20 protein-coding genes, 1 pseudogene, 2 CRISPR repeat arrays, 1 riboswitch and 1 other annotated feature are annotated in these 23,119 nt (G+C 51.4%); of the genes and pseudogenes, 8 read left to right on the forward strand and 13 right to left on the reverse strand.

Annotated elements, in window-relative coordinates; translation table 11 throughout:
- Positions 1-26 precede the first annotated feature (26 nt).
- The 4 genes from leuS to GYMC52_RS14480 form a co-directional block, all read right to left on the reverse strand.
- Positions 27-2,444, reverse strand: a complete 2,418-nt coding sequence (gene leuS / locus GYMC52_RS14465; RefSeq protein ID WP_013524386.1) for a leucine--tRNA ligase — start codon at positions 2,442-2,444, stop codon at positions 27-29.
- A gap of 74 nt (positions 2,445-2,518) precedes the next feature.
- Positions 2,519-2,740 (reverse strand) — a binding site (T-box leader).
- A 91-nt stretch (positions 2,741-2,831) separates the two neighbouring features.
- Positions 2,832-4,031 carry an MDR family MFS transporter gene (locus GYMC52_RS14470; protein WP_013524387.1) on the reverse strand — a complete coding sequence of 400 codons (1,200 nt, stop codon included), beginning with the start codon at positions 4,029-4,031 and terminating at the stop codon, positions 2,832-2,834.
- A 210-nt stretch (positions 4,032-4,241) separates the two neighbouring features.
- Positions 4,242-4,406 (reverse strand): hypothetical protein, encoded by a 165-nt coding sequence (locus GYMC52_RS14475; protein WP_013144424.1) that lies wholly within the window; start codon positions 4,404-4,406, stop codon positions 4,242-4,244.
- Positions 4,407-4,424: 18 nt separating this feature from the next.
- Positions 4,425-4,688: a YtzC family protein gene (locus GYMC52_RS14480; protein WP_011232317.1), complete on the reverse strand. Its 264-nt coding sequence runs from the start codon at positions 4,686-4,688 to the stop codon at positions 4,425-4,427.
- A 292-nt stretch (positions 4,689-4,980) separates the two neighbouring features.
- Between GYMC52_RS14480 and GYMC52_RS14485 the strand changes: the two genes are divergently transcribed.
- A complete protein-coding gene (locus tag GYMC52_RS14485; protein ID WP_013524388.1) occupies positions 4,981-5,568 on the forward strand; it encodes a tRNA (mnm(5)s(2)U34)-methyltransferase in 588 nt (195 codons plus the stop codon).
- Positions 5,569-5,625: 57 nt separating this feature from the next.
- On the opposite strand, the gene GYMC52_RS14490 is transcribed toward GYMC52_RS14485, so the two are convergent.
- The gene (locus tag GYMC52_RS14490; RefSeq protein ID WP_013144422.1) at positions 5,626-6,735 is read right to left on the reverse strand and encodes a tetraprenyl-beta-curcumene synthase family protein; all 1,110 of its coding nucleotides are present in this window, start codon (positions 6,733-6,735) and stop codon (positions 5,626-5,628) included.
- A 338-nt stretch (positions 6,736-7,073) separates the two neighbouring features.
- On the opposite strand from GYMC52_RS14490, the gene GYMC52_RS14495 reads away from it, so the two are divergent.
- Entirely contained in the window at positions 7,074-7,622 is a 549-nt protein-coding gene (locus tag GYMC52_RS14495) for a gamma carbonic anhydrase family protein (RefSeq protein WP_013144421.1), read from the forward strand.
- 22 nt (positions 7,623-7,644) lie between these two features.
- On the opposite strand, the gene metK is transcribed toward GYMC52_RS14495, so the two are convergent.
- Positions 7,645-8,856: a methionine adenosyltransferase gene (gene metK / locus GYMC52_RS14500; RefSeq protein ID WP_013524389.1), complete on the reverse strand. Its 1,212-nt coding sequence runs from the start codon at positions 8,854-8,856 to the stop codon at positions 7,645-7,647.
- Between the two features lie 129 nt (positions 8,857-8,985).
- Positions 8,986-9,100: riboswitch (SAM riboswitch) on the reverse strand.
- A gap of 218 nt (positions 9,101-9,318) precedes the next feature.
- Between metK and pckA the strand changes: the two genes are divergently transcribed.
- The 3 genes from pckA (at position 9,319) to GYMC52_RS14515 (ending at position 14,811) form a co-directional block, all read left to right on the forward strand.
- Positions 9,319-10,905 carry a phosphoenolpyruvate carboxykinase (ATP) gene (gene pckA, locus GYMC52_RS14505; protein ID WP_013524390.1) on the forward strand — a complete coding sequence of 529 codons (1,587 nt, stop codon included), beginning with the start codon at positions 9,319-9,321 and terminating at the stop codon, positions 10,903-10,905.
- 376 nt (positions 10,906-11,281) lie between these two features.
- Positions 11,282-11,941, forward strand: coding sequence for an MFS transporter (locus GYMC52_RS14510; protein ID WP_230982708.1), 660 nt, complete (start codon positions 11,282-11,284; stop codon positions 11,939-11,941).
- A 655-nt stretch (positions 11,942-12,596) separates the two neighbouring features.
- A CRISPR array of direct repeats spans positions 12,597-13,825; the repeat unit is 30 nt; unit sequence GTTTCAATCCCTCATAGGTACGATAAAAAC.
- A gap of 107 nt (positions 13,826-13,932) precedes the next feature.
- Positions 13,933-14,811: an IS982 family transposase gene (locus tag GYMC52_RS14515; RefSeq protein WP_013523048.1), complete on the forward strand. Its 879-nt coding sequence runs from the start codon at positions 13,933-13,935 to the stop codon at positions 14,809-14,811.
- A 64-nt stretch (positions 14,812-14,875) separates the two neighbouring features.
- A CRISPR array of direct repeats spans positions 14,876-16,365; the repeat unit is 30 nt; unit sequence GTTTCAATCCCTCATAGGTACGATAAAAAC.
- A gap of 201 nt (positions 16,366-16,566) precedes the next feature.
- Here the strand turns inward: GYMC52_RS14515 and GYMC52_RS14520 are convergent.
- From GYMC52_RS14520 to GYMC52_RS14530, 3 genes are all read right to left on the reverse strand, one after another.
- Positions 16,567-17,469, reverse strand: coding sequence for an Rpn family recombination-promoting nuclease/putative transposase (locus GYMC52_RS14520; RefSeq protein ID WP_013524391.1), 903 nt, complete (start codon positions 17,467-17,469; stop codon positions 16,567-16,569).
- A 279-nt stretch (positions 17,470-17,748) separates the two neighbouring features.
- Positions 17,749-17,991 carry a DUF2584 domain-containing protein gene (locus GYMC52_RS14525; RefSeq protein ID WP_013524392.1) on the reverse strand — a complete coding sequence of 81 codons (243 nt, stop codon included), beginning with the start codon at positions 17,989-17,991 and terminating at the stop codon, positions 17,749-17,751.
- A gap of 92 nt (positions 17,992-18,083) precedes the next feature.
- Positions 18,084-18,872 (reverse strand): alpha/beta hydrolase family protein, encoded by a 789-nt coding sequence (locus GYMC52_RS14530; RefSeq protein WP_013524393.1) that lies wholly within the window; start codon positions 18,870-18,872, stop codon positions 18,084-18,086.
- A 291-nt stretch (positions 18,873-19,163) separates the two neighbouring features.
- Between GYMC52_RS14530 and GYMC52_RS20390 the strand changes: the two are divergent.
- Positions 19,164-19,508 (forward strand): annotated as a pseudogene (locus tag GYMC52_RS20390) (ABC transporter substrate-binding protein); the annotation flags it as partial.
- 300 nt (positions 19,509-19,808) lie between these two features.
- Here the strand turns inward: GYMC52_RS20390 and GYMC52_RS14540 are convergent.
- The 4 genes from GYMC52_RS14540 to GYMC52_RS14550 all read right to left on the reverse strand — a co-directional run bounded on the left by GYMC52_RS14540 (position 19,809) and on the right by GYMC52_RS14550 (position 22,194).
- Positions 19,809-20,405 (reverse strand): replication-relaxation family protein, encoded by a 597-nt coding sequence (locus GYMC52_RS14540; protein ID WP_013524395.1) that lies wholly within the window; start codon positions 20,403-20,405, stop codon positions 19,809-19,811.
- Positions 20,353-21,513: an FtsK/SpoIIIE domain-containing protein gene (locus tag GYMC52_RS14545; protein ID WP_013524396.1), complete on the reverse strand. Its 1,161-nt coding sequence runs from the start codon at positions 21,511-21,513 to the stop codon at positions 20,353-20,355. Before GYMC52_RS14545 ends, GYMC52_RS14540 begins: the two co-directional genes overlap by 53 nt.
- A 130-nt stretch (positions 21,514-21,643) precedes the next feature.
- Positions 21,644-21,814 carry a hypothetical protein gene (locus GYMC52_RS19810; RefSeq protein WP_013524397.1) on the reverse strand — a complete coding sequence of 57 codons (171 nt, stop codon included), beginning with the start codon at positions 21,812-21,814 and terminating at the stop codon, positions 21,644-21,646.
- Positions 21,811-22,194, reverse strand: a complete 384-nt coding sequence (locus GYMC52_RS14550; RefSeq protein ID WP_015731621.1) for a hypothetical protein — start codon at positions 22,192-22,194, stop codon at positions 21,811-21,813. The genes GYMC52_RS19810 and GYMC52_RS14550 overlap by 4 nt, the downstream gene beginning before the upstream one ends.
- 236 nt (positions 22,195-22,430) lie before the next feature.
- On the opposite strand from GYMC52_RS14550, the gene GYMC52_RS14555 reads away from it, so the two are divergent.
- Positions 22,431-22,637: a helix-turn-helix transcriptional regulator gene (locus GYMC52_RS14555; RefSeq protein WP_013524399.1), complete on the forward strand. Its 207-nt coding sequence runs from the start codon at positions 22,431-22,433 to the stop codon at positions 22,635-22,637.
- Positions 22,630-23,115, forward strand: a complete 486-nt coding sequence (locus GYMC52_RS14560; RefSeq protein ID WP_013524400.1) for a PH domain-containing protein — start codon at positions 22,630-22,632, stop codon at positions 23,113-23,115. The genes GYMC52_RS14555 and GYMC52_RS14560 overlap by 8 nt, the downstream gene beginning before the upstream one ends.
- Positions 23,116-23,119: the final 4 nt, after the last annotated feature.

Consider the following 23,119-nt stretch of genomic DNA (forward strand, 5'->3'; position numbering starts at 1 on the left):
GAGCGGGCTGAAGCCCGCCCTCATCATTAGTTGGCGACGATATTGACGAGCTTGCCGGGGACGGCGATCACTTTGCGCACCGTTTTGCCCTCAAGCTGCTCTTTGATTTTTTCATCGGCGAGCGCCCGCTCCTCGAGCGCTTCTTTTGGCAAGTCAACTGGCACGTGCAAACGCGACCGCACTTTGCCGTTGATTTGCACGACGATTTCCACGACGTCCTCGACAAGCTTCGTTTCATCATACGTCGGCCACGGTTCATAGGCGATCGTGTCCGTGTGGCCAAGCTTTTGCCACAGCTCCTCGCCGATGTGCGGGCAGACCGGCGACAAGAGCTTGACGAAGCCTTCCATGTATTCTTTTTTCATTTGCTCCGCTTTGTACGCTTCGTTGATGAACACCATAAGCTGCGAAATGGCGGTGTTAAAGCGGAGCGCTTCATAGTCTTCCGTCACTTTTTTCACCGTTTGGTGATAGACGCGCTCGAGCGTATCGTTCGCCGGTTCGTCGACAATGTTCGGGTTCAGTTCGCCATTCTCGGTGACAAAGAGTCTCCAGACGCGGTCGAGGAAGCGCCGCGCCCCGTCAAGCCCTTTCGTCGACCAAGCGATCGACGCCTCAAGCGGCCCCATGAACATTTCATACAGCCGCAAGGTGTCGGCCCCATGGCTTTCGATGATGTCGTCCGGGTTGACGACGTTGCCTTTTGATTTGCTCATTTTTTCGTTGTTTTCGCCTAAAATCATCCCTTGGTTGAACAGCTTTTGGAACGGTTCTTTCGTCGGCACGATGCCAAGGTCATAAAGAAACTTATGCCAGAAGCGGGCATAAAGCAAATGCAGGACCGCGTGCTCCGCCCCGCCGATGTAGACATCGACCGGCAGCCACTTTTTCAGCTTTTCTGGATCGGCGAGCTGCTTGTCGTTGTGCGGGTCGATGTAGCGCAAATAATACCAGCAGCTTCCGGCCCATTGCGGCATCGTGTTCGTTTCGCGCCGCCCTTTTTTCCCGGTTTTCGGGTCGACAACATTGACCCATTCTTCGATGTTGGCCAGCGGCGACTCGCCCGTTCCCGACGGACGGATTTCATCCGTTTTCGGCAACACAAGCGGCAATTCCTCTTCCGGCACCGGCGTCATCGTGCCGTCTTCCCAATGGATGATCGGAATCGGCTCGCCCCAGTAGCGCTGGCGGCTGAACAGCCAGTCGCGCAGCCGGTACGACACTTTTTTCCGCCCTTTGCCGTGCTCCTCAAGCCAGGCGATCATTTTGTCGATCGCTTCCTGCTTGTTCAAGCCGTTCAAAAACTCGGAGTTGATATGCTCGCCATCTCCGGTGTACGCTTCCTTTTCGATATTCCCACCGGCGACGACTTCTTTCATCGGCAAGTGGAATTTTTTTGCAAACTCGTAGTCGCGCTCATCGTGCGCCGGCACGGCCATGATCGCTCCGGTGCCGTAGCTCATCAAGACGTAGTCGGCGATCCAAATCGGAAGCCGATCGCCGGTGACCGGGTGAATGGCGTATGCGCCGGTGAACACGCCCGTTTTTTCTTTCGCCAAATCGGTGCGCTCAAGGTCGCTTTTGCTTTGAATTTCCTTTAAGTAGGCGTCAACGGCTGGCTTTTGCTCCGGCGTCGTGATTTTCTCAACGAGCGGATGCTCCGGCGCCAAGACGGTGTACGTCGCGCCAAACAGCGTATCCGGACGCGTCGTGAACACGGTGAATGTTTCGTCATGGCCGTCGACGGCAAACTCGATTTCCGCTCCTTCCGAACGGCCAATCCAGTTGCGCTGCATCTCTTTAATGCTTTCCGGCCAGTCGAGCTCTTCCAAATCTTCAAGCAGGCGGTCGGCGTAGGCGGTGATTTTCAGCATCCATTGCCGCATCGGCTTGCGGATGACCGGATGCCCGCCGCGCTCGCTCCGGCCGTTGATCACCTCTTCGTTCGCCAGCACCGTGCCGAGCGCCGGGCACCAGTTGACCGGCACTTCATCCATGTAGGCGAGCCCTTTTTCATACAGCTTCAAGAAAATCCATTGCGTCCATTTGTAATAGTTCGGGTCGGTCGTATTGATCTCCCGGTCCCAGTCGTACGAAAAGCCAAGCGACTTGATTTGCCGGCGGAAATTGTCGATGTTTTTTTGCGTAAACTCCGCCGGGTCGTTGCCGGTATCGAGCGCATATTGCTCAGCCGGCAGCCCGAACGCGTCCCAGCCCATCGGGTGAAGGACGTTGTACCCTTGCATCCGCTTCATGCGCGCCAAAATATCGGTCGCCGTATATCCTTCCGGATGGCCGACGTGCAAGCCGGCGCCGGATGGATACGGGAACATGTCGAGAACGTAAAACTTCGGCTTGTCATCATCATCGGGCGTGCGGAACGTTTTGTTTTTCTCCCAATAGTCCTGCCATTTTTGTTCAATTTCGCGGTGGTTGAAGCTCATCGCAGCACTCCTCCTATCAAGTTCTACTTGCATCATTGACGAAAATATGTACAAAAAAACCCCCCATCCCCACGCAAAGGGACGAGAGGCGCGCTTCCCGCGGTACCACCCTTTTTGGCGCGCCAAACGGCGCACCCGCTTTCTTCCTTAACGCGGATGGACGGCCGGCGCTGTCGATGACCGTTCGCGCCGGCAACTCCGAGGCGAGTTCACGGGCCGACTTCGGTTGACTCGCACCATCCGTCAACTCTCTGCCGTCCGTCGGGCCCGCTACTATTCCTCTTCACCGTTATTCGCCTTATTCGCGCATGAATCGACCGATGAGTGGACAGAATGACAAATTTATTATTATTTTAAAAAATTTGTCGATCAATTGCAAGCCGAAATCTATACGGAAGCCGCGGTTTTTTCATCCGCGTTCTCCGTCCGCTTCGACAGCCGACGATCATGCAAAAGCGCGGCCAGCACCGCCAATAAGGCAAACAATGCTAACATCATGATGAGCAGCTTCATTCCAAACAGATCGGCGACCGAGCCGCCGATGACCGGTCCGATCATCCGTCCGGCCGTGGCCGTTCCGTTGACGATTCCTTGGTAAAACCCGGCCTTCCCCGGCGGCGCCCATTCGTTCACCGCGGCCGGAATCGCCGGCCAGACGATCATCTCGGCGATCGTGAGCACAATCATGGACGCGGCAAACTCTGCAAACGAATGCGCCCCCAACAGCATGGCAAACGAAACGGCGAAAATAAGAAAACCGATCACGATTTGCCGCTTCAACGTCGGCATGAAGCGGCGGATGACCGCTGACAACAGCGGCTGGGCCAAGACGATCAACGCGCCGTTGATCGTCCAAAGCAAGCTGTACTGCCCGACCGGTATCCCGAGCTCGCGCGTATAGGCGGCGATCGTCGTCGACCATTGGACATAGCTCAACCAACACAGTCCATAGCCGGCGCAAAGAAGGACGAGGGCGCGGATGTGTGCCCGGGACGCCTCGTCCCCCGTCCGGCCCTCCCGCTCTTTTTTCCGCCGCGGCGGCAGCGGAACGCGGCGCAGCCCAGCCACAACCGTAAACAAAAACGCGGCATACAACAAAAGGTTGGCGAAAAAAACGAGCGAGAACGAATATGAAGCAACAAGCCCGCCAAGCGCCGAACCGACGGCGACGCCGATGTTTTGCGCGACATACAAGGCGTTGAACGCCCGCCGCCCCCCTTCCGGCCAAATCGTCCCGGCATACGCCGACGCCGCCGGAAAGACGACGCCGCTGCCAACGCCGACAAACGCCAAAAACACCGCATAATGCGGCCAACCGTGCCAAACGCTTAAGCCGGCAAGCGCGGCCATCGTCAACACCGCCCCGGCCAACAAAACGCGAAAACCGCCGATCCGGTCAAACAAAAAGCCGCCGGCCAAGCTGCCGATGACGCTTCCCCCAGAGTTGAGCATGAGCACGACACCAGCGACAGCGAGCGGCTGGCCGAGCTGTTCGTGCAAATAGATCGTGTTTAGCGGCCATAGAAACGACGCCCCTGTCACATTGAGCGCCATGCCGACAAGCAGCCACCAAAGAGCGCGGGGCATCGGTCATCATCCTTTTCTGGCTTTTATTTTGAGTTCCGAAATAATTGTAGGGGAAAACAGGAAAAAATGCAATCAAAAAGGCGGAGCGTTCCAATGCGTCCGCCACTTTTTTGCCAAACTAACTCCCCACAGAAACAATGGCTTTTGAAGCGGGGCTCCTGCGCGAAAAGAAGAACAAGACGGAGCGGCTTCCGCCCCTTTGGCTTGTCGTCACCCGTTCCGCTGCTTGGAGCGGATCGGTTGGCCGCCCGTTTCCTCGTATTGCTTTTTCGCCAGCTTCACCGGGTCAAAGTCTTGACCAAGCTCAAGATCGTTATTGTTTTGGCCGCTAGGTGTTTTTTGTTCCGGATTCGTTTGTTTCAAGCGTCGCTTCATGTCGTGTTCCTCCTCGTTTCAGCGGTCAAGCAAAATCATGTCGTTTTGCAATTGCTCCAGTTGGAGCCGCATCCGATGCAGCTGCTCGCGCTGCTGGGCGTTGCAGCTTCGCGCCAAGTGCGCCAAATCGATGACCGTCTGCTCGAGCATCTGCTGGGCGTTGGTGTATTCGGTGATGTTGTAATGCTCCTGCTTTTGCGCTTCTGTATATTGCTCTTTCGCGTAGCGGATCACATCTTCACACCGCTGCAAAAATTCCTCAACGGATTGTCTTGTCGCCATGCGCTCACCTCGTTTCGTGATATTCCCTCATGTTTACTATGCGCCGCATAGGCCGGCCGTATCACGCCAATGATTGGCAGCGGTCGATTTTCCATGAAGTTTTTGTTACAATGCCGACGTGGGGATCTTCGTTCAGCTCAATCAGGCCGATGTCGGTCAGCTCAAGGTTTTCTGTCACGCCGGCGTAGAGGATGGCGAGGCTTTAGGGAAAAGCGATGGCATCCGACATCTTTGGCGCAGCGACACGCCTGCCAACGTAAACGATGAAACGATCACAAGGAGGGGCCAACCGATGGCTTTGATGAACATTTTGCCGTTTGCCCGCTTTTTGCTTGATCAAGCGGTCAACGAAGGCGACATCGCCGTCGACGCGACCGTCGGCAACGGGCACGACACCGTGTATTTGGCCGAACGCGTCGGGGAGACAGGCCATGTGTTCGGCTTTGACATTCAGCCTGAGGCCATCACCGCCGCTTCCGCCCGCCTCGCGGAACATGGGCTATGCGGGCGGGCGACGTTGTTCGAGCGAAGCCATAGTGAACTGCTTGAGGCGCTTCCCGCCGATGTACACGGGCGCATCGCCGGCGCGGTGTTCAACCTCGGCTATTTGCCGGGCGGCAATAAGCAAATCGTCACCCAGCCGGAATCGACGATCGAAGCGGTCCGCCAGTTGCTTTCCGTCATGAAGCCGGGCGGCGTCATCGTTCTTGTCGTCTACCACGGCCATCCGGAAGGAAAGCGCGAACGCGACGCGCTCCTTGATTACGTCCGCTCTCTTGATCAACGGCGCGTCCATGCCTTGAAATACGAATTCATCAATCGGCAAAACAACCCGCCGTTTTTGATCGCGCTCGAGAATCGGGCGGATGGGGGCGCCTGATTCCGTCCGATCCGCCGACGAACCACTGCCCTCGCCAATACAAGCAAACGGCCGCCCTTATGAAAAGGACAGCCGTTTTTGCCGCTCCTGCCAAAAGCGGTATGCTTTTCCGTTCCAATAGAAAAACTGCGACGCCGCCCCGCCGGCGCGGACGAGCCGGCGCGCCAGCCGGCGCAACCCGCGCTGCTTTTTCACCTTGGCATCCGACAAATACAACCCAAGAAGCCCTCGGTGAATAAGGCGGTGAAACTCGCCGTGCGGAAGGGCGCCGACATGGCGGTCGGCCTCTTCGATGAAATGGCAAAGCCGCTCAAGCATCACCGTTTCATTCGGATAGTAAAAGCAAAAGTTTAAATCGCCGCCGTCCCGGTCTTCCTCCTGATCGATCAAATAGTCGAGCAAAATGTGCAGTCCTTGAATGTACGGAAAATAACCGTCGCGCACTTGTCTCGCCATCTCCGGCGGCAACGATTCGCCAAACGCATAGGCGACGAGGCAGAAAATGCCGAGCGTCGAACCGGAGCAGGCGGAAAACTCATACCATTCCATCGGCGGCAAGGCGTCTTTGTATTGCGCGAACCATTTCTCCAGCCGCGGCACCCGCTCGCTCGCTTCGACATGTTTATGCACTTGCAAGTCGCAATAATATCCGGCCAATTCATGCAAAAATGGGGCGATCGTCTCATAATGGCGCACCGTCTCGAGCACCTTTTGGCACGTGCGGACGAGCGCCGGCAAATAGCCGCCGTCTTCCTGTTCGCGGCGATGGCGGTAATAGTTCGACGGCTCCGCGCCGATCGTCAAAGCGTCCGGCATCGAATCGTGCAAGGCGCGAAAGTCGAGCGGATCGAGCGAGGTGCTGCGGTCGCACAAATTATCCAAATAATCGCTGATCGTCTGGTAAGCAACGATAAAGCGGATGCAATCCTCCATGTTTTCTCCGGCCAAGAGCGCCAAAATGGAGCCGCCTTCGCAATGGAACGTTTTCGAAGCGATGCTCGCCAAGGCCTGGCGCCGCAATTCCGGGTCGGGAATGCGCTCGGCCTGGCGCCGCCAATAGGCAAGCTCGCGGTGGACAAGCGGAAGCACGTCACGATACACCATTTTCATCAAGGCGATGGGGTTTTTCGGAATGTTCAATCGGCTCACCTCAGGTGCAAACACCATGGTCTCGTCTCCTAGCATTTCCATCTTATCGGCAACCAAAATCGTTTCGCGTCTGAACAGCCTGCGATCTCGTCTTCCAGTATTGCCATCAATGCGGCCGGGGCAAACCATAAAAGGGTTGGCGATGGAATGAAAAAGCCGCTCAACAACGGTTCTTCTCACGTTGAGAAGCTTTGTGAAATCGGATCTTCTTTCCCGATCCCAACCACTCATCGGGCGAAACGAAACGTTTTTCACCAATCCCGATCAGGCGCGCTCGCTTTCGTTGGCGATTTGGACGCAGCGTTGTACAATACATGGTGAACGATCGATTTTGCAACAGAAAGGAACGAACGCCCATGATTTACCCATACAAAGGCAAAACGCCGCAAATTGCCGCCTCCGCCTTTATCGCCGACTATGTGACGATCACCGGCGATGTCGTGATCGGCGAAGAGACGAGCATTTGGTTCAATACCGTCATTCGCGGCGATGTGGCGCCAACGGTGATTGGCAACCGGGTCAATATTCAAGATAACTCAATTTTGCATCAAAGTCCAAACAATCCGCTTATCATTGAAGACGGTGTAACAGTCGGCCATCAAGTCATTTTGCACAGCGCCATCGTTCGCAAAAACGCGCTCATCGGCATGGGCTCGATCATTTTGGACCGCGCGGAAATCGGGGAAGGCGCGTTTATCGGCGCCGGCAGTTTAGTGCCGCCGGGCAAAAAAATTCCGCCCAACACGCTCGCCCTCGGCCGGCCGGCGAAAGTCGTCCGCGAACTGACGGAAGACGACATCCGCGAAATGGAGCGCATACGCCGCGAATATGTCGAGAAAGGGCAGTATTACAAAGCGCTGCAGCAACAGCGGACATCGTGCGCCAACAAAAAAGAGCTGCCGTGATCAGGCAGCTCTTTTTCTTTCATCACTTGTCCGCCAACGCCAGCGCTTGTTCTTTCAACAAGGCGGCTTTGTCGGTGCGCTCCCACGGCAGGTCGATGTCCGTACGCCCAAAATGGCCGTAAGCAGCCGTCTGTTTGTAAATCGGGCGGCGAAGGTCGAGCATTTTGATGATGCCCGCCGGGCGGAGATCGAAGTTGTTGCGCACGACCTCAATCAAAATGTCTTCCGACACTTTGCCGGTGCCGAACGTATCGATCGAAATCGAAACTGGGCGGGCGACGCCGATCGCGTAGGCAAGCTGCACTTCGCATTTGTCGGCCAGTCCTGCCGCGACGATGTTTTTCGCGACATAGCGGGCCGCATACGCCGCCGAGCGGTCGACTTTCGTCGGATCTTTGCCCGAGAACGCGCCACCGCCGTGGCGGGCGTAGCCGCCGTACGTATCGACGATGATTTTGCGCCCCGTCAACCCAGCATCCCCTTGCGGACCGCCGATGACAAACCGTCCTGTCGGGTTGATGAAATATTTCGTGTTCTCATCAAGCAGCTCCGCGGGCACGACCGGCTCGATGACCTGTTCTTTAATGTCGCGCTGGATTTGCTCTTGCGTAATTTCCGGATGGTGCTGCGCGGAAACGACGATCGTATCGACGCGCACCGGTTTGCCGTTTTCATCGTATTCGATCGTCACTTGTGTTTTCCCGTCCGGCCGCAAGTACGGCAAGACGTCCGTTTTGCGCACTTCCGCCAATCGGCGCGCCAAGCGGTGCGCAAGCGAAATCGGCAGCGGCATCAATTCTTCCGTCTCATTGCAGGCGAACCCAAACATCAATCCTTGGTCGCCGGCGCCGATCGCTTCAATTTCCTCGTCAGTCATCTGACCTTCGCGCGCCTCGAGCGCCCGGTCCACCCCCATCGCAATGTCCGGCGATTGTTCGTCAATCGACGTCAGCACCGCGCACGTATCAGCGTCAAATCCGTATTTGGCGCGCGTGTAGCCGATCTCCCGGACCGTATCGCGGACGATGCGCGGAATGTCCACGTATGTTGATGTCGTGATTTCCCCGCTCACGAGCACCAGCCCGGTCGTGACGCTCGTTTCGCAGGCGACGCGGGCGTTCGGATCTTTTTCCAAAATGGCATCCAAAATGGCGTCAGAAATTTGGTCGCAAATTTTATCCGGATGTCCTTCCGTCACAGACTCTGAAGTAAACAAGCGGCGTTTGGCTGACATTCGGTTTGTTTCCTCCTCTTGGCATAATGTGGCGACACGGAACTCATTTCCCTTTTTCCCTTCGCAATATAAAAAACCTTTCCTGTAACGGCTGAGGAAAGGTCATGGCAATCGTATTGCTTCCTTTCACTCTTATCGTTCAAGGACTGCGCCTTGCCACAGGTTAGCACCATTTCACACATGTACAGTTGTGACGGTTGCTGGGCTTCATCGGGCCTGTCCCTCCACCGGCTCGGGATAAGAGTATCCGTTCAATGACTTATCTTATCGCAATGGAATCGGCAAAGTCAACTATCAAAATTCATTTTTTATCATTTCCAGCCGCGAAAATTCTTTCCTCAAGAAAATCGACACATTGGGCAAAATAAAGTTTGAAAAACCCACACAATTAGTATGGACTATTAATAAAAATGTGTTATACTATTTTCAAGAGTGATTTCAAAAAGAAGGCAGGTTTTGAATATGGGGATCGCAAACATGACGAACAAGCTTGATTTATTGCTGCAAAAACCGTACGTGCATCATCAACTGTCCGTCGCCGAGCTCGTTGAGAAAGTCCTGCAGCGGAACGAAGGACGGCTGACGCACACCGGAGCCGTCGCGGTGACAACCGGCAAGTACACAGGGCGGTCGCCGAAAGACAAATACATCGTCGAAGAACCGTCAACGAAGCAAACGATCGACTGGGGAGCGGTCAACCAGCCGATGTCTCCGGAGACGTTTGATAAACTGTACGACAAAGTGCTCGACTATTTAATGAAGAAAGATGAACTGTTCGTGTTTAAAGGCTTTGCCGGCGCCGATCCGAAATACCGGCTGCCGATTCAAGTCGTCAACGAATTCGCCTGGCACAACTTGTTCGTCCATCAGCTGTTCATCCGGCCGAGCGCCGAGGAGCTCGCCGCGCATGAGCCGCAATTCACCGTCATTTGCGCGCCGAACTTTAAAGCCGACCCGAAAGTTGACGGCACGCGCTCGGAAGCGTTCATCATCATCTCGTTTGAACGGCGCACCGTGTTGATCGGCGGCACCGAGTATGCCGGCGAAATGAAAAAATCGATTTTCTCGGTGATGAACTATTTGCTGCCGGAACAAGGCATCCTGCCGATGCACTGCTCGGCCAACGTCGGCCAGGAAGGCGACGTCGCCCTCTTTTTCGGCTTGTCGGGAACGGGAAAAACGACGCTCTCGACCGACCCGAACCGCCGCTTGATCGGGGATGATGAACACGGCTGGTCAAGCCGCGGCATTTTCAACATCGAAGGCGGCTGCTATGCGAAATGCATCAACCTATCGCGCGAGAAAGAGCCGCAAATTTTTGACGCCATCGGCTTCGGCGCGGTGCTCGAAAACGTCGTTCTCGATGACGCGACGCGGGTGCCGAATTACGACGACGGCACGCTGACGGAAAACACGCGCGCCGCCTACCCGCTTCAGGCGATCCAAAACATCATCGATCCGAGCGTCGCCGGCCATCCGTCCACGATCGTGTTTTTGACGGCTGATGCGTTCGGCGTCCTGCCGCCGATCAGCAAGCTGACGCGCGAACAAGCGATGTACCATTTCTTAAGCGGCTACACAAGCAAACTCGCCGGCACCGAACGCGGCGTCACCGAACCGGAAGCAACGTTCTCAACGTGCTTTGGCGCACCGTTTTTGCCGCGCCCGGCCATTGAGTACGCGGAAATGCTCGGGCAAAAAATCGCCGAACACAACGTTCGCGTCTTTTTGGTCAACACCGGCTGGACAGGGGGACCGTACGGCGTCGGCAGCCGCATGAAGCTCGCCTACACCCGGGCGATGGTGCAAGCCGCCGTCGAAGGGGAGCTGGACAACGCCGAAACGGTGCAAGACCCGATTTTCGGCCTCGCCATCCCAACCCACGTCCCCGGCGTGCCGGATGAAGTCCTGCAGCCGCAAAACACATGGGCCGACAAACAAGCATACGAACAAAAAGCAAAAGAGCTGGCGCAAAAATTCCGCGCCAACTTCCAAAAATTCGCCCACATCGATCCGTCCATTGAAAAACTCGGCGGACCGCTCGTGTAACAAGAACCCGGCCGGACACGGTATTCCCTGTCCGGCTGTTTTTTTATTTCTTTCCTTTGCTTTGGGCCTCACATTTCGCCCCCTTCCCACGAAAATCGGGAGGATTTTTTCATTCTGATGCCGAACAAATCCTTGACAAACAAGGGAAGTTGTAGGAATAAAAATAGACTCCACACAGAATAGGGGGAGGCTTCCATTGCTTCAGTATATCCATTTACCTTTAGCAGATTGTTGAAAATCAACCCGTTTTCCTTCGCTCCATCGTTTTGGGGCGTGGCCAAAAGCCAGTTTCATCAAAGACTGAAGATCTGATTTTTGGTTCATTTTGACTATTCCATCACCAGTCGTTTCGATGATCAAAGAGAGGATTGAGGTCATGAAAAATAAAACATTTCATTTCCTTTGGATCGGACAATCTTTCGCAAATTTCGGAGATGTGTTCTACATTGTTTCCGTTGTCTCTTACCTATATCATTTGACATCGAAAGCCATGGCTGCCGCATTAGTCCCTTTTTTCGTTACATTGTCGTTATTTATTAGCGGAATCGTCGCACCGATATTTTTCGAAAAATATAAACTAAAAACGTTATTGTCCTACGGACAAATGTGTAAAACATTTCTGCTGCTTTTTCTCTTGCTGTTTTTGCACTGGGGTGCGGAACATTACACTGCGATCGTTTATGTTTTTGTATCATTGATCGCTTTTTTAGATGGGATCAATAATCCGATTAAAAACTCCCTCGTTCCTTTTATCGTTTCCAAGGAGGAAATCTTGAAAGCCAACAGTTTTTTAAACACGTTAGACCAATTCATCAAACTTAGCGCATGGCCGATCGGGAGTTTGATTGTCAGTGTAGGGTCGCCGTTCCTTTTAATCAATATCACCTTATTGTTCTATGTCGTCTCAAGCATTCTTTTGTATTGTTTGGCCCGTTTTGTATCGCTATTGTCACACTGTTATTTGGCACAACGACGCACGGTGCGCTGGCGCTTATGTATTCCACCCTGTATGGGATCATCGAACAATGGAAAGTGATTTGCCTTCAGACGATTCTGCAAAAAAATGCCCGGATGGACGCTCTGCCTCATGTTTTTTCCGTGCAGGGAGTCATTAGTTCCGTAACGTTCGGGATTTCCGCCTTATTGATGAGCTTTATAGCCGATGTTTACGGGATTCGCTTTTCGTTTTATTTGTCTGTTTGCTGCTTTTTGATCAGCGGCTGGATCAGTTATCGTCAGCGGAAAATCTGGAGTTTTGATACGGGGCTGACCCAAAAGAGCGGTAATGCTTCTATCTGAGGTAACATGGAAAAATAGGCCATCGCGAAAAACCCGGTAAAATCAAGGGTTTCAGAGACGGTCTCTTTCACATACTTCGGTGAAATTTCATCAAAAAGGGCTTTTATGTCAGCCCCATTCTTGAGCCGCCCACGTCCTTATCTATTTCTGGTTCGGACAACGCCCACGTTTAGAGGTGTGTCATCACCCCGTCCCACCGAGGTAGTGTGTACCCTAATGGGCGGCGCGCCTGTAACCAGCGCACTAGGTTCGGCGCCCAAGCCCGAAATCGCTTTGGCGATGGTCAGATCCGACCCATCGAAAGCGGAACGATTGCAAATAAAGAGTTTCCATGTTTAATCATACGGCAGGGCGCAAACCCAAAAGGGGAATTTGCGCTCCTGCCTTTTTCAATTTCAATCCCTCATAGGTACGATAAAAACCCCCATTCCGTACATGATTAAACAACTTTCCAAATAGTTTCAATCCCTCATAGGTACGATAAAAACTTTGTGGTGTCGTTCGTTTTCGCAGTAATGAAGAAAGTTTCAATCCCTCATAGGTACGATAAAAACTTTCATCCAGACAACAAGATGGGCAGCTTCTTCGTGAGTTTCAATCCCTCATAGGTACGATAAAAACAGAAGATGAAGACGAAGCACTCGATTTATTTGGCGGGTTTCAATCCCTCATAGGTACGATAAAAACATCATTGACCGACTCGCTCGCTATGAAGCGGACATGTGTTTCAATCCCTCATAGGTACGATAAAAACATGTGTCATTTCAAATCCCCCCTTGGTTTTGTCTTGGGAGTTTCAATCCCTCATAGGTACGATAAAAACGTATTTGAATTTGGCGGAAAAGACTATGCATGGGATAGGTTTCAATCCCTCATAGGTACGATAAAAACACGCTGTCGTACAGTCGTCCGATTTCAAAGAACAGGGTTTCAATCCCTCATAGGTACGATAAAAACGGGAAAAGCCCACCAGACGCGCCAAGGATGACCAAGTTTCAATCCCTCATAGGTACGATAAAAACATTAACATGACCGCTACATACGCAAAAGTATTATAGTTTCAATCCCTCATAGGTACGATAAAAACCCGCAAGAGGGTTTGCGGAAGCACGTTGAACCGGAAAAAGTTTCAATCCCTCATAGGTACGATAAAAACGGCACGACCACCAGCCGAACCATGCCTGTTCAAGTGGTTTCAATCCCTCATAGGTACGATAAAAACGGCGAGGTTCTTCAGCGTGCTTTCTTCGTCCTGTCCAAGTTTCAATCCCTCATAGGTACGATAAAAACGCCAGCCGGAACAGCCACAACAGCAGGATTTGCCTGTTTCAATCCCTCATAGGTACGATAAAAACAGACATCCAAAGAAACAGACGTACGACGCGGAATAGTTTCAATCCCTCATAGGTACGATAAAAACCCCATTGACGATAAAAAGAAACCCGGACGCTCGCAGGGTTTCAATCCCTCATAGGTACGATAAAAACTCATGCGCGCATCCTCCGCTGGTACGCCTAGCGACCGGTTTCAATCCCTCATAGGTACGATAAAAACTCGAATTTTTAAAGGAACTCAAGAAGTCTATACACTGTTTCAATCCCTCATAGGTACGATAAAAACTTTACCCGTGGTGCTAGATAAAACTCAGACAAGCATAAAAATAGCCCTTGCTGGCGGATCTCCAGTAGAATGAAAGTGTCACCCAACATTCGAAAGGAGAGATCCCCCATGCAAGAGCACTTTCATTTTACTACAGATCCAGCCAAACTTCAAAAACAATATGCCGCTATTTTCTGTTTTGTTTCTGCTCAACTGTCGTTGATTCAAATGTATCTTCATCGCCGCAACCGTCACTTGGTCAAGCAAAAAGACGAAGTGGTCATGGCGGTTCACCTTTTGGGGAAGCTGCTGGGCTTTTCTTCTGAACGAGCCTGGCATCGCTTTGTCACGGGAAATTTGTTCACAAACGGCTCGTTTCTTGAACGCTCCCGATACAACCGCCGCTGCCGAGCGCTTGGCTTCGCGGTCAAATGGATTCGTCATGAACTAGCCAAACGTGGCCAACACCATGCTTATGCCGTTGTTGACAGTTTGCCTCTTCCGTTGTGCCATCCCGCGAGAATGCAGCGCGTCAAGCGATTTCGAGGGATCGCGGATATGGGGTATTGTGCTTCCAAAAAGCAATGGTACTACGGTTTCAAGCTGCATCTTCAAGTGACCAATCAAGGGCTGGCCATGGGCTATGTCGTGACGGAAGCGTCCTGCCACGACGTCAAAGCGGCTGAAACGGTGATGACTCAAATCCCTCATCCCTACAACTTTGGAGACAAAGGGTACATCAGCCGCGCTCTTCGAGAAAAGCTGTATGAAGAACACCAAGCCGCGTTCTGGACACCGTCTCGACACAATCAAAAGCACGGCCCATCCAAGGCATGGGAAGAATGGATCAGGAAAAAACGCAAAGTCATCGAGACGGTGTTTTCGATTCTCGTGGACCAATACCGGATCACCGACATTCGGGCGAATTCCATTGCCGGGTTTGAAGTGGCACTCGATGGCATCTTGGTGGCTTATTCCCTGGTCACACTAGGGCTGGTTGAGCGCTGACGCTCAACTAGCACCACGGGTAAAAACTTTGTCTTCTCGGAAAGCGCCAGGTTGTCATCCATTGGTTTCAATCCCTCATAGGTACGATAAAAACCAACTGTTCGTCTGTCATCAACCCTTTGGACAGTTCCGCGTTTCAATCCCTCATAGGTACGATAAAAACTGTTTCTAAGGTGCCTGACTCTTTTACTCCTTTATGTTTCAATCCCTCATAGGTACGATAAAAACTCCCGGGAAAGTACAAGGCTGTTTATGAAGCCAGCTCAGTTTCAATCCCTCATAGGTACGATAAAAACTGAATTCGTTTTAACTCGAGATTTAGGTCGGTTATTTTGTTTCAATCCCTCATAGGTACGATAAAAACTTTTTATGCCCAATGAGATTTTTGAAGATTTGCAAAGGTTTCAATCCCTCATAGGTACGATAAAAACCTTGGCATGAGCGAGCGGAAATATTATCGGTTGAAGTGTTTCAATCCCTCATAGGTACGATAAAAACCGGCAATTGCGTTGCCGGTACTTGTCCATTTGCGTCGTTTCAATCCCTCATAGGTACGATAAAAACAACCGCGGCAGTGTATCGCTTCCATTCGTCGTCCGGTTTCAATCCCTCATAGGTACGATAAAAACGGCCGTGCCGCTGGCTTTTTGGTGCTGAAGTCGAAGTTTCAATCCCTCATAGGTACGATAAAAACTGAGCGGGTCACTCTCGATGTATTCCCCGCTTGAATGGTTTCAATCCCTCATAGGTACGATAAAAACGGACGAAAGGAGTATTATTTATGAAACTTGAAACATGTTTCAATCCCTCATAGGTACGATAAAAACGGCAAGGTGTCACTGGTCGGGTACTGCGTGCAAAAGAGTTTCAATCCCTCATAGGTACGATAAAAACTGGTATCGTAAACTTCAGTGGCTGATTTGAATTTGGTTTCAATCCCTCATAGGTACGATAAAAACAATGCGGTCGTTGCGGCGCTTGGATGAACGGGAAGGCGTTTCAATCCCTCATAGGTACGATAAAAACGTGCGCTGGGTATTGCGTTTTGTTAGATATATAGATGTTTCAATCCCTCATAGGTACGATAAAAACGCAGTCGCGAGCAGATCATTGTATTGTTGTTCCGTGTTTCAATCCCTCATAGGTACGATAAAAACATCCCCACGCGTAGACTTTACCATCCACCGTCAACGGTTTCAATCCCTCATAGGTACGATAAAAACGGCTCGACGTTCGTGTGGGGCGAGGACGTGACAAAAATGTTTCAATCCCTCATAGGTACGATAAAAACTTGACAATCCGCAGACGGCCAACGCGGAGGGGTTTTTGTTTCAATCCCTCATAGGTACGATAAAAACTAACTTTTTCAAAAATTGGTCATAATGCCGTACTAGGTTTCAATCCCTCATAGGTACGATAAAAACTAGTCTGGGCTCTCCATCATCCCCACCATCCCAACGTTTCAATCCCTCATAGGTACGATAAAAACTACCGAACCACGCCTGTTCAAGTGCAAGGGCTGTCGTTTCAATCCCTCATAGGTACGATAAAAACCCCAAAAATGCTTGTTGTATCAAGCATTTCGATCTAGCGCTGTTTTCAGAATACCACGTTTCAAAAATTCTGTCAATAACCTTCAACCTCGATGGCTGTAAGTCTGAGCCGCCAAAAACCATTGTCGTCGATCCCCCGGGGTTTTCGCACGATTGGAGGTCGACGACAATGTGGGGATTGACGGCGAAGAGTCTGCTCTGCTTACCCCTTTACCCGTTCGATCTTCTCAACCGGCAGCCCAGTCAGTTCGTGGATCGTGTCGACATCATACCCTTTCGCCAGCATTCTCTTCACCACGTCGAGCTTCCCTTCCTCAATCCCTTTTTGGCGCCCTTGCTTCATCCCTTGTTTGACTCCTTGTTGAATTCCCTTTTCCATCCCCCGCTGTTCGTATGAGACGATGAGCTCCATCACACGCTTTGCTTCCTTCGTTTCCATTTGGCTCACCTCATTTCGCAGTTTGGCTTCCTCCTCTTCGGACAACCGCAAATACGTTTCAAAAAAGCCGAACAACAGCCGCTGTTTCGCTTCATCCAGCTCGAGGCGGACGAGCATGCGCAAAAATTCTTTTTTCACTTCGACCTTTTCTTCTTCATTATACCCCATTTTGCTTAACAAGGCAGCGGCGACGGGATTGTCATGGCGGATGTACGCGCGCCACGGCAGTTTGCGCAGCTCCACCGTCAGAAAGCGGAAGTCAAGAACGGTCAAAAACGGAAACTGGACGACCAATGAGGAAGGTTCATCGTGGTGTTCATCATAGCTGAAGATGGCGATCGGAAGAATGCGGCGGCGGTATTTTTGAAACAAGCGGCTGAAGTAGAGGAACATTCGCTCGGGGAAGGTCCGCTGGGTGTAGCTTTGATGCTCGACATGAACAATGACGAGCCCGTCTTCCCCTTTTACCTTTGTTTCGACCAACAAGTCGACGCGGTGCTTCTCTCCGGCTGTCACGTCGGTAAACAGTTCTTCTGAGAGGAAAGAAAGGCGGTGAACGTCGATGTGCTCGTACACGTTGGGAAAGAAAAGAAGCAAAAACTCTTCGAAAAACGTCGACAGCAGCTCTTTGAACAACCGGTCGTGATCGATTCGCGGTTTAGCCACGTTTCCCCTCCTTGCGGCATCGAATTCATCGTATGATATTCGCTCTCCGCGGCCAAACTCCTTCTCCTCCCCCCTACTTTTTTATGGTATGATCAAACGTCGCACAGGAAATCCTCAAGCAAAGGCTATTTTTATGCTTGTCTGAATCGGCCTGACGCCACAAGTTAACTATAGACGGAAAAAACTTGAGCCAAGAGCGCAAACCGTTCTTCCGTTTGCGCTCCTGTCCGATGAACCCGTTCAGCGCTCATTCAGCCGCTTCGTGGTGTGCAGCCTCGTTCAATTCGTCGAATACAGGCTGACGAGCTCATACGTCACCGTCGTCCGGCTGCCTTCCCATTCGAGCTTTCTCACGACCGCGACGCCGCTCGCTTCGCTTTGCACCGTCCGGCGCACTTCAAGCGGCACGTCAAGCGGATACAAGCGGTAGCCTTCTTTTTTCAACACAAACACATTTCCTTGAACGCGCTGTTCCTTTCCTTTTGTCACAATGACCGTCTGCAGCTCCATCGGCATGCCCATATGATTCCAACCTCCTTGGCACCCCATCGATTCGTTGGCGGCCGCGCCGCCACCCGAGCGGCGCGCGCAGCCGCCCCTCTAGTTGTATCGTATCACATTGTCGGCTGTTGTTTCATCCATTCCGTGAGCCTTTGCACCGTCTCGCGATTGGCTTGCGGCGGAAAATAGTGAGTGAACTCAGGAAAGTACCAAGCCGTGACCGGTTTGCCGAGCTGCTTCAGCCGCCGCTCAAGCCGCCAAGCGTGCTCAATCGATACGTTCTCATCGCGCCCGCCGTGGATGATGAGCACCGGGGCCTTGAGCCGTTCCAGATGGTAGAGCGGCGTGCGGTGCCGGTAGCGCTCCGGGCATTTGTTCGGCGTCCCGCCGATGACGCGCTTCATCATCCGCCGCAAGTCAGGCCGCTCCCAATACGTAAGCTCCAGATCCGCCACCCCGCCCCAGACCGCCACCGAACAGACCCCTTCGGCCATTAGGGCGGCATGGAGCGCCATCGCCCCGCCGCGGGAGAAGCCGAACATGTGAACGCGCCCGGGATGGACGAGCGGATGGCGGCGAAGGAGATGAAACCCAGCGAGCGCGTCATAGCGGTCGTCGCCGGCGAAATCTTCGTTTCCTTCTCCGCCCCCATTGCCGCGATAGAGCGGAGCGAAGACGACAAACCCTTGCGAAGCGAATTGGACAAGGCGCGGCACTCGCACCTGCCCCACATTTTTAATCCCGCCGCGCAAATACAAGAAGCCGTCATACACCTTATTTTGTTTCGGCACAGCCAAAAATCCTTTCACCTTCAGCCCTTGGGACATATAGGTGACAAAGAACACATCGATTCCCGGATGCGGCGACGGAAACCGATATTGGTCAATGATGTCCCCGTCCATACGCCTGCCTCCTTCCTACGCGAAAACAGCTGATGCGAACCACCCGTCATCATCCCCCAACGCCTTCTTTCATTAGGGCAAGTGGGGATGTCCGACTGCCTCGCTGTTGGTGCATGCCGCCCCTTGGCCGAGCGTCAGCTTGAAAAAGCCCTGGAGCGCGAGGAGCGTCCCGACCGCCGCCCGTTCTCGTTCGACCGCCCATTTTTTCTAGGCATTCACACATTTTTGCTGCGTGCATACGATAAGGTGAAACCACGGTTTACCGCATGCGAACCAAGGGGGTTAACGAACATGAAAAAATGGGCCGTATGGTTATGCTCGCTTCTGCTGCTTTTGCCGCTTTCCGCCTGCACGAATGACGGGGGCCAAAGCGAAAAGCCGCTCAAAAAAGTGCGGCTCGCCGAAGTGACGCACTCGATTTTTTACGCACCGCAGTACGTCGCCCTGGCAAAAGGCTTCTTTAAAGAAGAGGGGCTGGATGTCGAACTGACGACGACATGGGGCGGCGACAAAACGATGACGACGCTGCTTTCCGGCGGCGCGGACATCGCCCTTGTCGGCTCGGAAACGTCGATTTACGTCTACAGCCAAGGAACGGACGACCCGGTCATCAACTTTGCCCATGTAAACTTAACTCTCACACAGGTTTATAACACCTTGGCTCCCCTTGCTAATGATACTACATTAGCCGCAATCGAAAAACAAAAAGGCGGATCACTCCGCCTTCTTTTCTTCTTCCGTTGTTTTCAAACGGCGCTTCCCCACATCTCTTCGAGCGCGTCTTCGAAAAACTCCAATGCAGCCAATATGCCGCTGACAAAAGCCTGTTCCTGTTCATCGTCAGTCTCGATCATCGCATATTGCAGTCGGTGATCCGCGACCGTCGCTTGCAATAACAACAATTTCACCAAAATGTCAATCATGCTTTCTCCTCCTTCACGCTTTCAGTAAACATTCACAATGAACACCATATTCCTTCGTGATCGCTTCAATCTGTCGTTTCTTCATTTGGGATACAGTGTAGAACAGCAGAACAGGTTCACCGAGTTGCTGTCGCTGGATAAACCGGAACAAGTATGCATAGCGTTCGATTTTTCTCTTGTTCTCGACCATCTTTTGTGTAATATCTACTTCCAGGAAGCACATTTTTCCCTGGTACGTAAACCGTGCATCGGACACAACGCTGTATTCCTTGCCGCCTTCTTTCCAGCGTGTCTTTGCTTCCGCTTTCCAATCGTGCGGATAGTGGTAAAAAATATAGATGTCATTTCGCATGACGATGTGTTCAAGCGGGCTGTTGCGGCGTACGGTCACCTCACCGCCCACCATTTCAGCGCCGGCTTTATTGAGATAGTACACATCTTCGCCGATCCGTTTGGTATGCGTGTACTCTCGAAGTCCTTGTAAAATGCGGTTGGCGTTTCGTTTGCTCCCTAAATCAAACATGTGTTGAATTTGGGAGCGAGAAAGGGCCTGGAGGCTATTCAAAGCGTATAAAATCCTCGTTTGCCGTTCGGTGAGCCGGCTTTTCAACGCGGTACACCTCCAATCTTCTTTCCATCTCCTCATCATCAATCAATGGAGTTTGCACGATCATTTTCTCGTGTGTTTTGATAATCGCCCGGCCTTTTATGTCAGACGGCAATTCTTCTGCTCCGTAGTCATCGATCGCTACTTGTGACGCGTAGCCAGTCGGCAGGCGGAATGTGATTTTCAAGTCCGCGTTTTGTTTCACCTGTCTCGGCAACGTGTCGGAAGTTGGGTACTGCGTGCAAAAAATGAGCCGTATGCCGAGCGCACCACCAATACGCGCTATTTCCCCGAGCGTGTGCTGGCACGCTGCAAGCATATCCTTATGCTCTTTCGTCATGAAACGGTCGGGCGCGAGTTGTGCCCCTTCGTCAACAATGACGAACAGGCGCTTCTGAATCGGTGTATTCACCACGTTAGACCATCCATTTTTCTTGAATTCAGCTTCTTGTTGCTCCATGAATACTTTTACCTTACCCAGCACGTTAAACGCCTCTACAGGGCTACTAGCGACGTCTACGACCTGTTTCAGATTTTTATATCTCCCAAACTCTAGCCCGCCTTTCATATCGAGAATGACAAAGGACGCATCGTCCGGGTGGTGTTCAATAAGATACGTCATGATGTTTTTGAGCATGACCGTTTTTCCGAACCGCGTCGTTCCGCTAATCGTGCAGTGCGGCGTTTTGTCAAAATCATGGAAGCACCAGCCTTTTTCATTCAAGCCTAACGGGATCACCCAACCATTTTGATCCGGCACATCTTTATACAGTACTTTTTCCGGCATCTCGCGGTGAAACACGTCAATGTACAGCCATTTTTTGAACGTCACTTCCACATATCGGTCGAGCGTCGCCTCTAGCACTTCCTTGACCGGTTCAAGCATTTTTTTGGTCAATCCCAGCGGAACACGGTACACATATCGGGTGTACAAGTCTTTTTTCTCTTTTGCGACGAGCTTCGGATAGACGTGCTCATCGCGGACAGTTGTCCCCACTTTTAAGTGTCTAAAGGCAGTTTCTATATCGCGTTCATAATCTTCTTGTCTTCTCCGGCCAAATACAACGGCAGTCGCCCCGACGGCCAAGGGAAGAAGGAAAAATTCAAGCATCAACATCACCCCTGGAGAGAAAAACTATCCCAAGCATCGGGTATATTCCCGATAGCTTGTGTATACAATAGAATACAGGAACATGGACCCGCTCACCCGTGTTCTGTGGGGGAATGTGCGAGGGTAGACATCACAAGAACCAAATGGACAGCTGATGAATGAAATAGAGTAAGCCCCCGCATATTCCCGCCTGCATACCCACATTCAAGATAAAAGACACGCTTTCCTTGTCTACCCATCCTTTGTTCTCCGCATAGGCAATTCCGATCAACACAAGCCCACCGCCGATCACTTCGATCATTTTCGCTGCCCCCTCATGTTGTATTTCACAAAATCCTCGTCATCCATCATCTGTCTTGCGTACTCCGCAATCAATGACTTGGGAATCTGAATGTATTCTTCTTTGTCATCCTCGATGTGCCCCAGCTCCTTGCCAATCCGCTGGTATAGTGAGTAGTAGCCTTTGTACTCCCTGCTGCCGACTTCGAACCGTTCAATGTAGTCAAACAGCTTCTGTTTCTTCTCCTTCGTGTCCGCGCCACGATACAGCTCTTTCAAGTAATCCGAACTGTGCAGATAAGGAGTTTGGTCCAGGTACTCGAACTCGTTCATTTTTCGATGACGTTTTCGATGTTCGGCATATGCTTGGAAAATACTTTGAAATACTCCCTCGCCTTCCAATCGATGTTCCTCCTCTCATTCCCTTTTTCTCTGAAATCTTGCATGATTGCTGCTGTTTAAAGAAAACGGGTACATTGCGGAGAATTCGTTTTGGTATGGTAAAGAGTATGAGGGAGAGTTTGTCCAATATATCTTGTCCTTAAAATTTTTTTGATCTTTTTATCAAAAAATTTGTAAGAGGAATCAAAACAAATTTGAAGAAATGGTACATGTAGCAAATGGAGGAGTAATATATTATGAGAAATCGAATTTCCTACTTAATCAAAGCGAGGGGATTGAAGCAAAATCATATAGCACAAAAAATGGGAGTAACCGAGCAAACATTTTCAAATTGGTGTAGAAATGTCACGCAGCCGGATTTACTGGAGTCGTATCAACTTTCTAAGTTATTGGGCGTACCTATGGAAGAATTAGTTGAGGAGGAAAAAGAGGACAATGGCTAAACTCGAGAAGTTGGTCAATTTAGCTAAAGAACATCTTGAACCAGGCGAACAAGTAGTTGCAAGTGTTTTGGGAGCATACGAAACAAAAATTATGGGTAAAGATACCGTAATGAATGGTGTTTTTTTGGCAACAGATAGACGGCTTGTTTTCTATGGGAAAAGAACCTTTGGAGGATATGATCTCGAGTTCTTCCCATATGAAAACATTAGCTCCACCGAAATCGGAAAAGGATTAATGGGCCATAAGGTGTCTTTCTTTGCTTCTGGAAATAAAGTAAAAATGAAATGGATCCAACAAGGGGATTTTGACAAGTTTATTAATCACGTTAAGCAAAGTATTGGGAAAAAGCCGAGTAGTAATAATGCAGCAATTGCAAGTGTGGCGGATGAATTGAAGAAATTCGCGGAACTCAAAGAAATGGGAGTTATTACGGAAGAAGAATTTGAAGCGAAGAAAAAACAATTGTTAGGAATTTGAGCCT

It is taken from the genome of Geobacillus sp. Y412MC52 (genome assembly GCF_000174795.2).
GTDB classification, from domain to species: Bacteria; Bacillota; Bacilli; order Bacillales; family Anoxybacillaceae; genus Geobacillus; species Geobacillus thermoleovorans.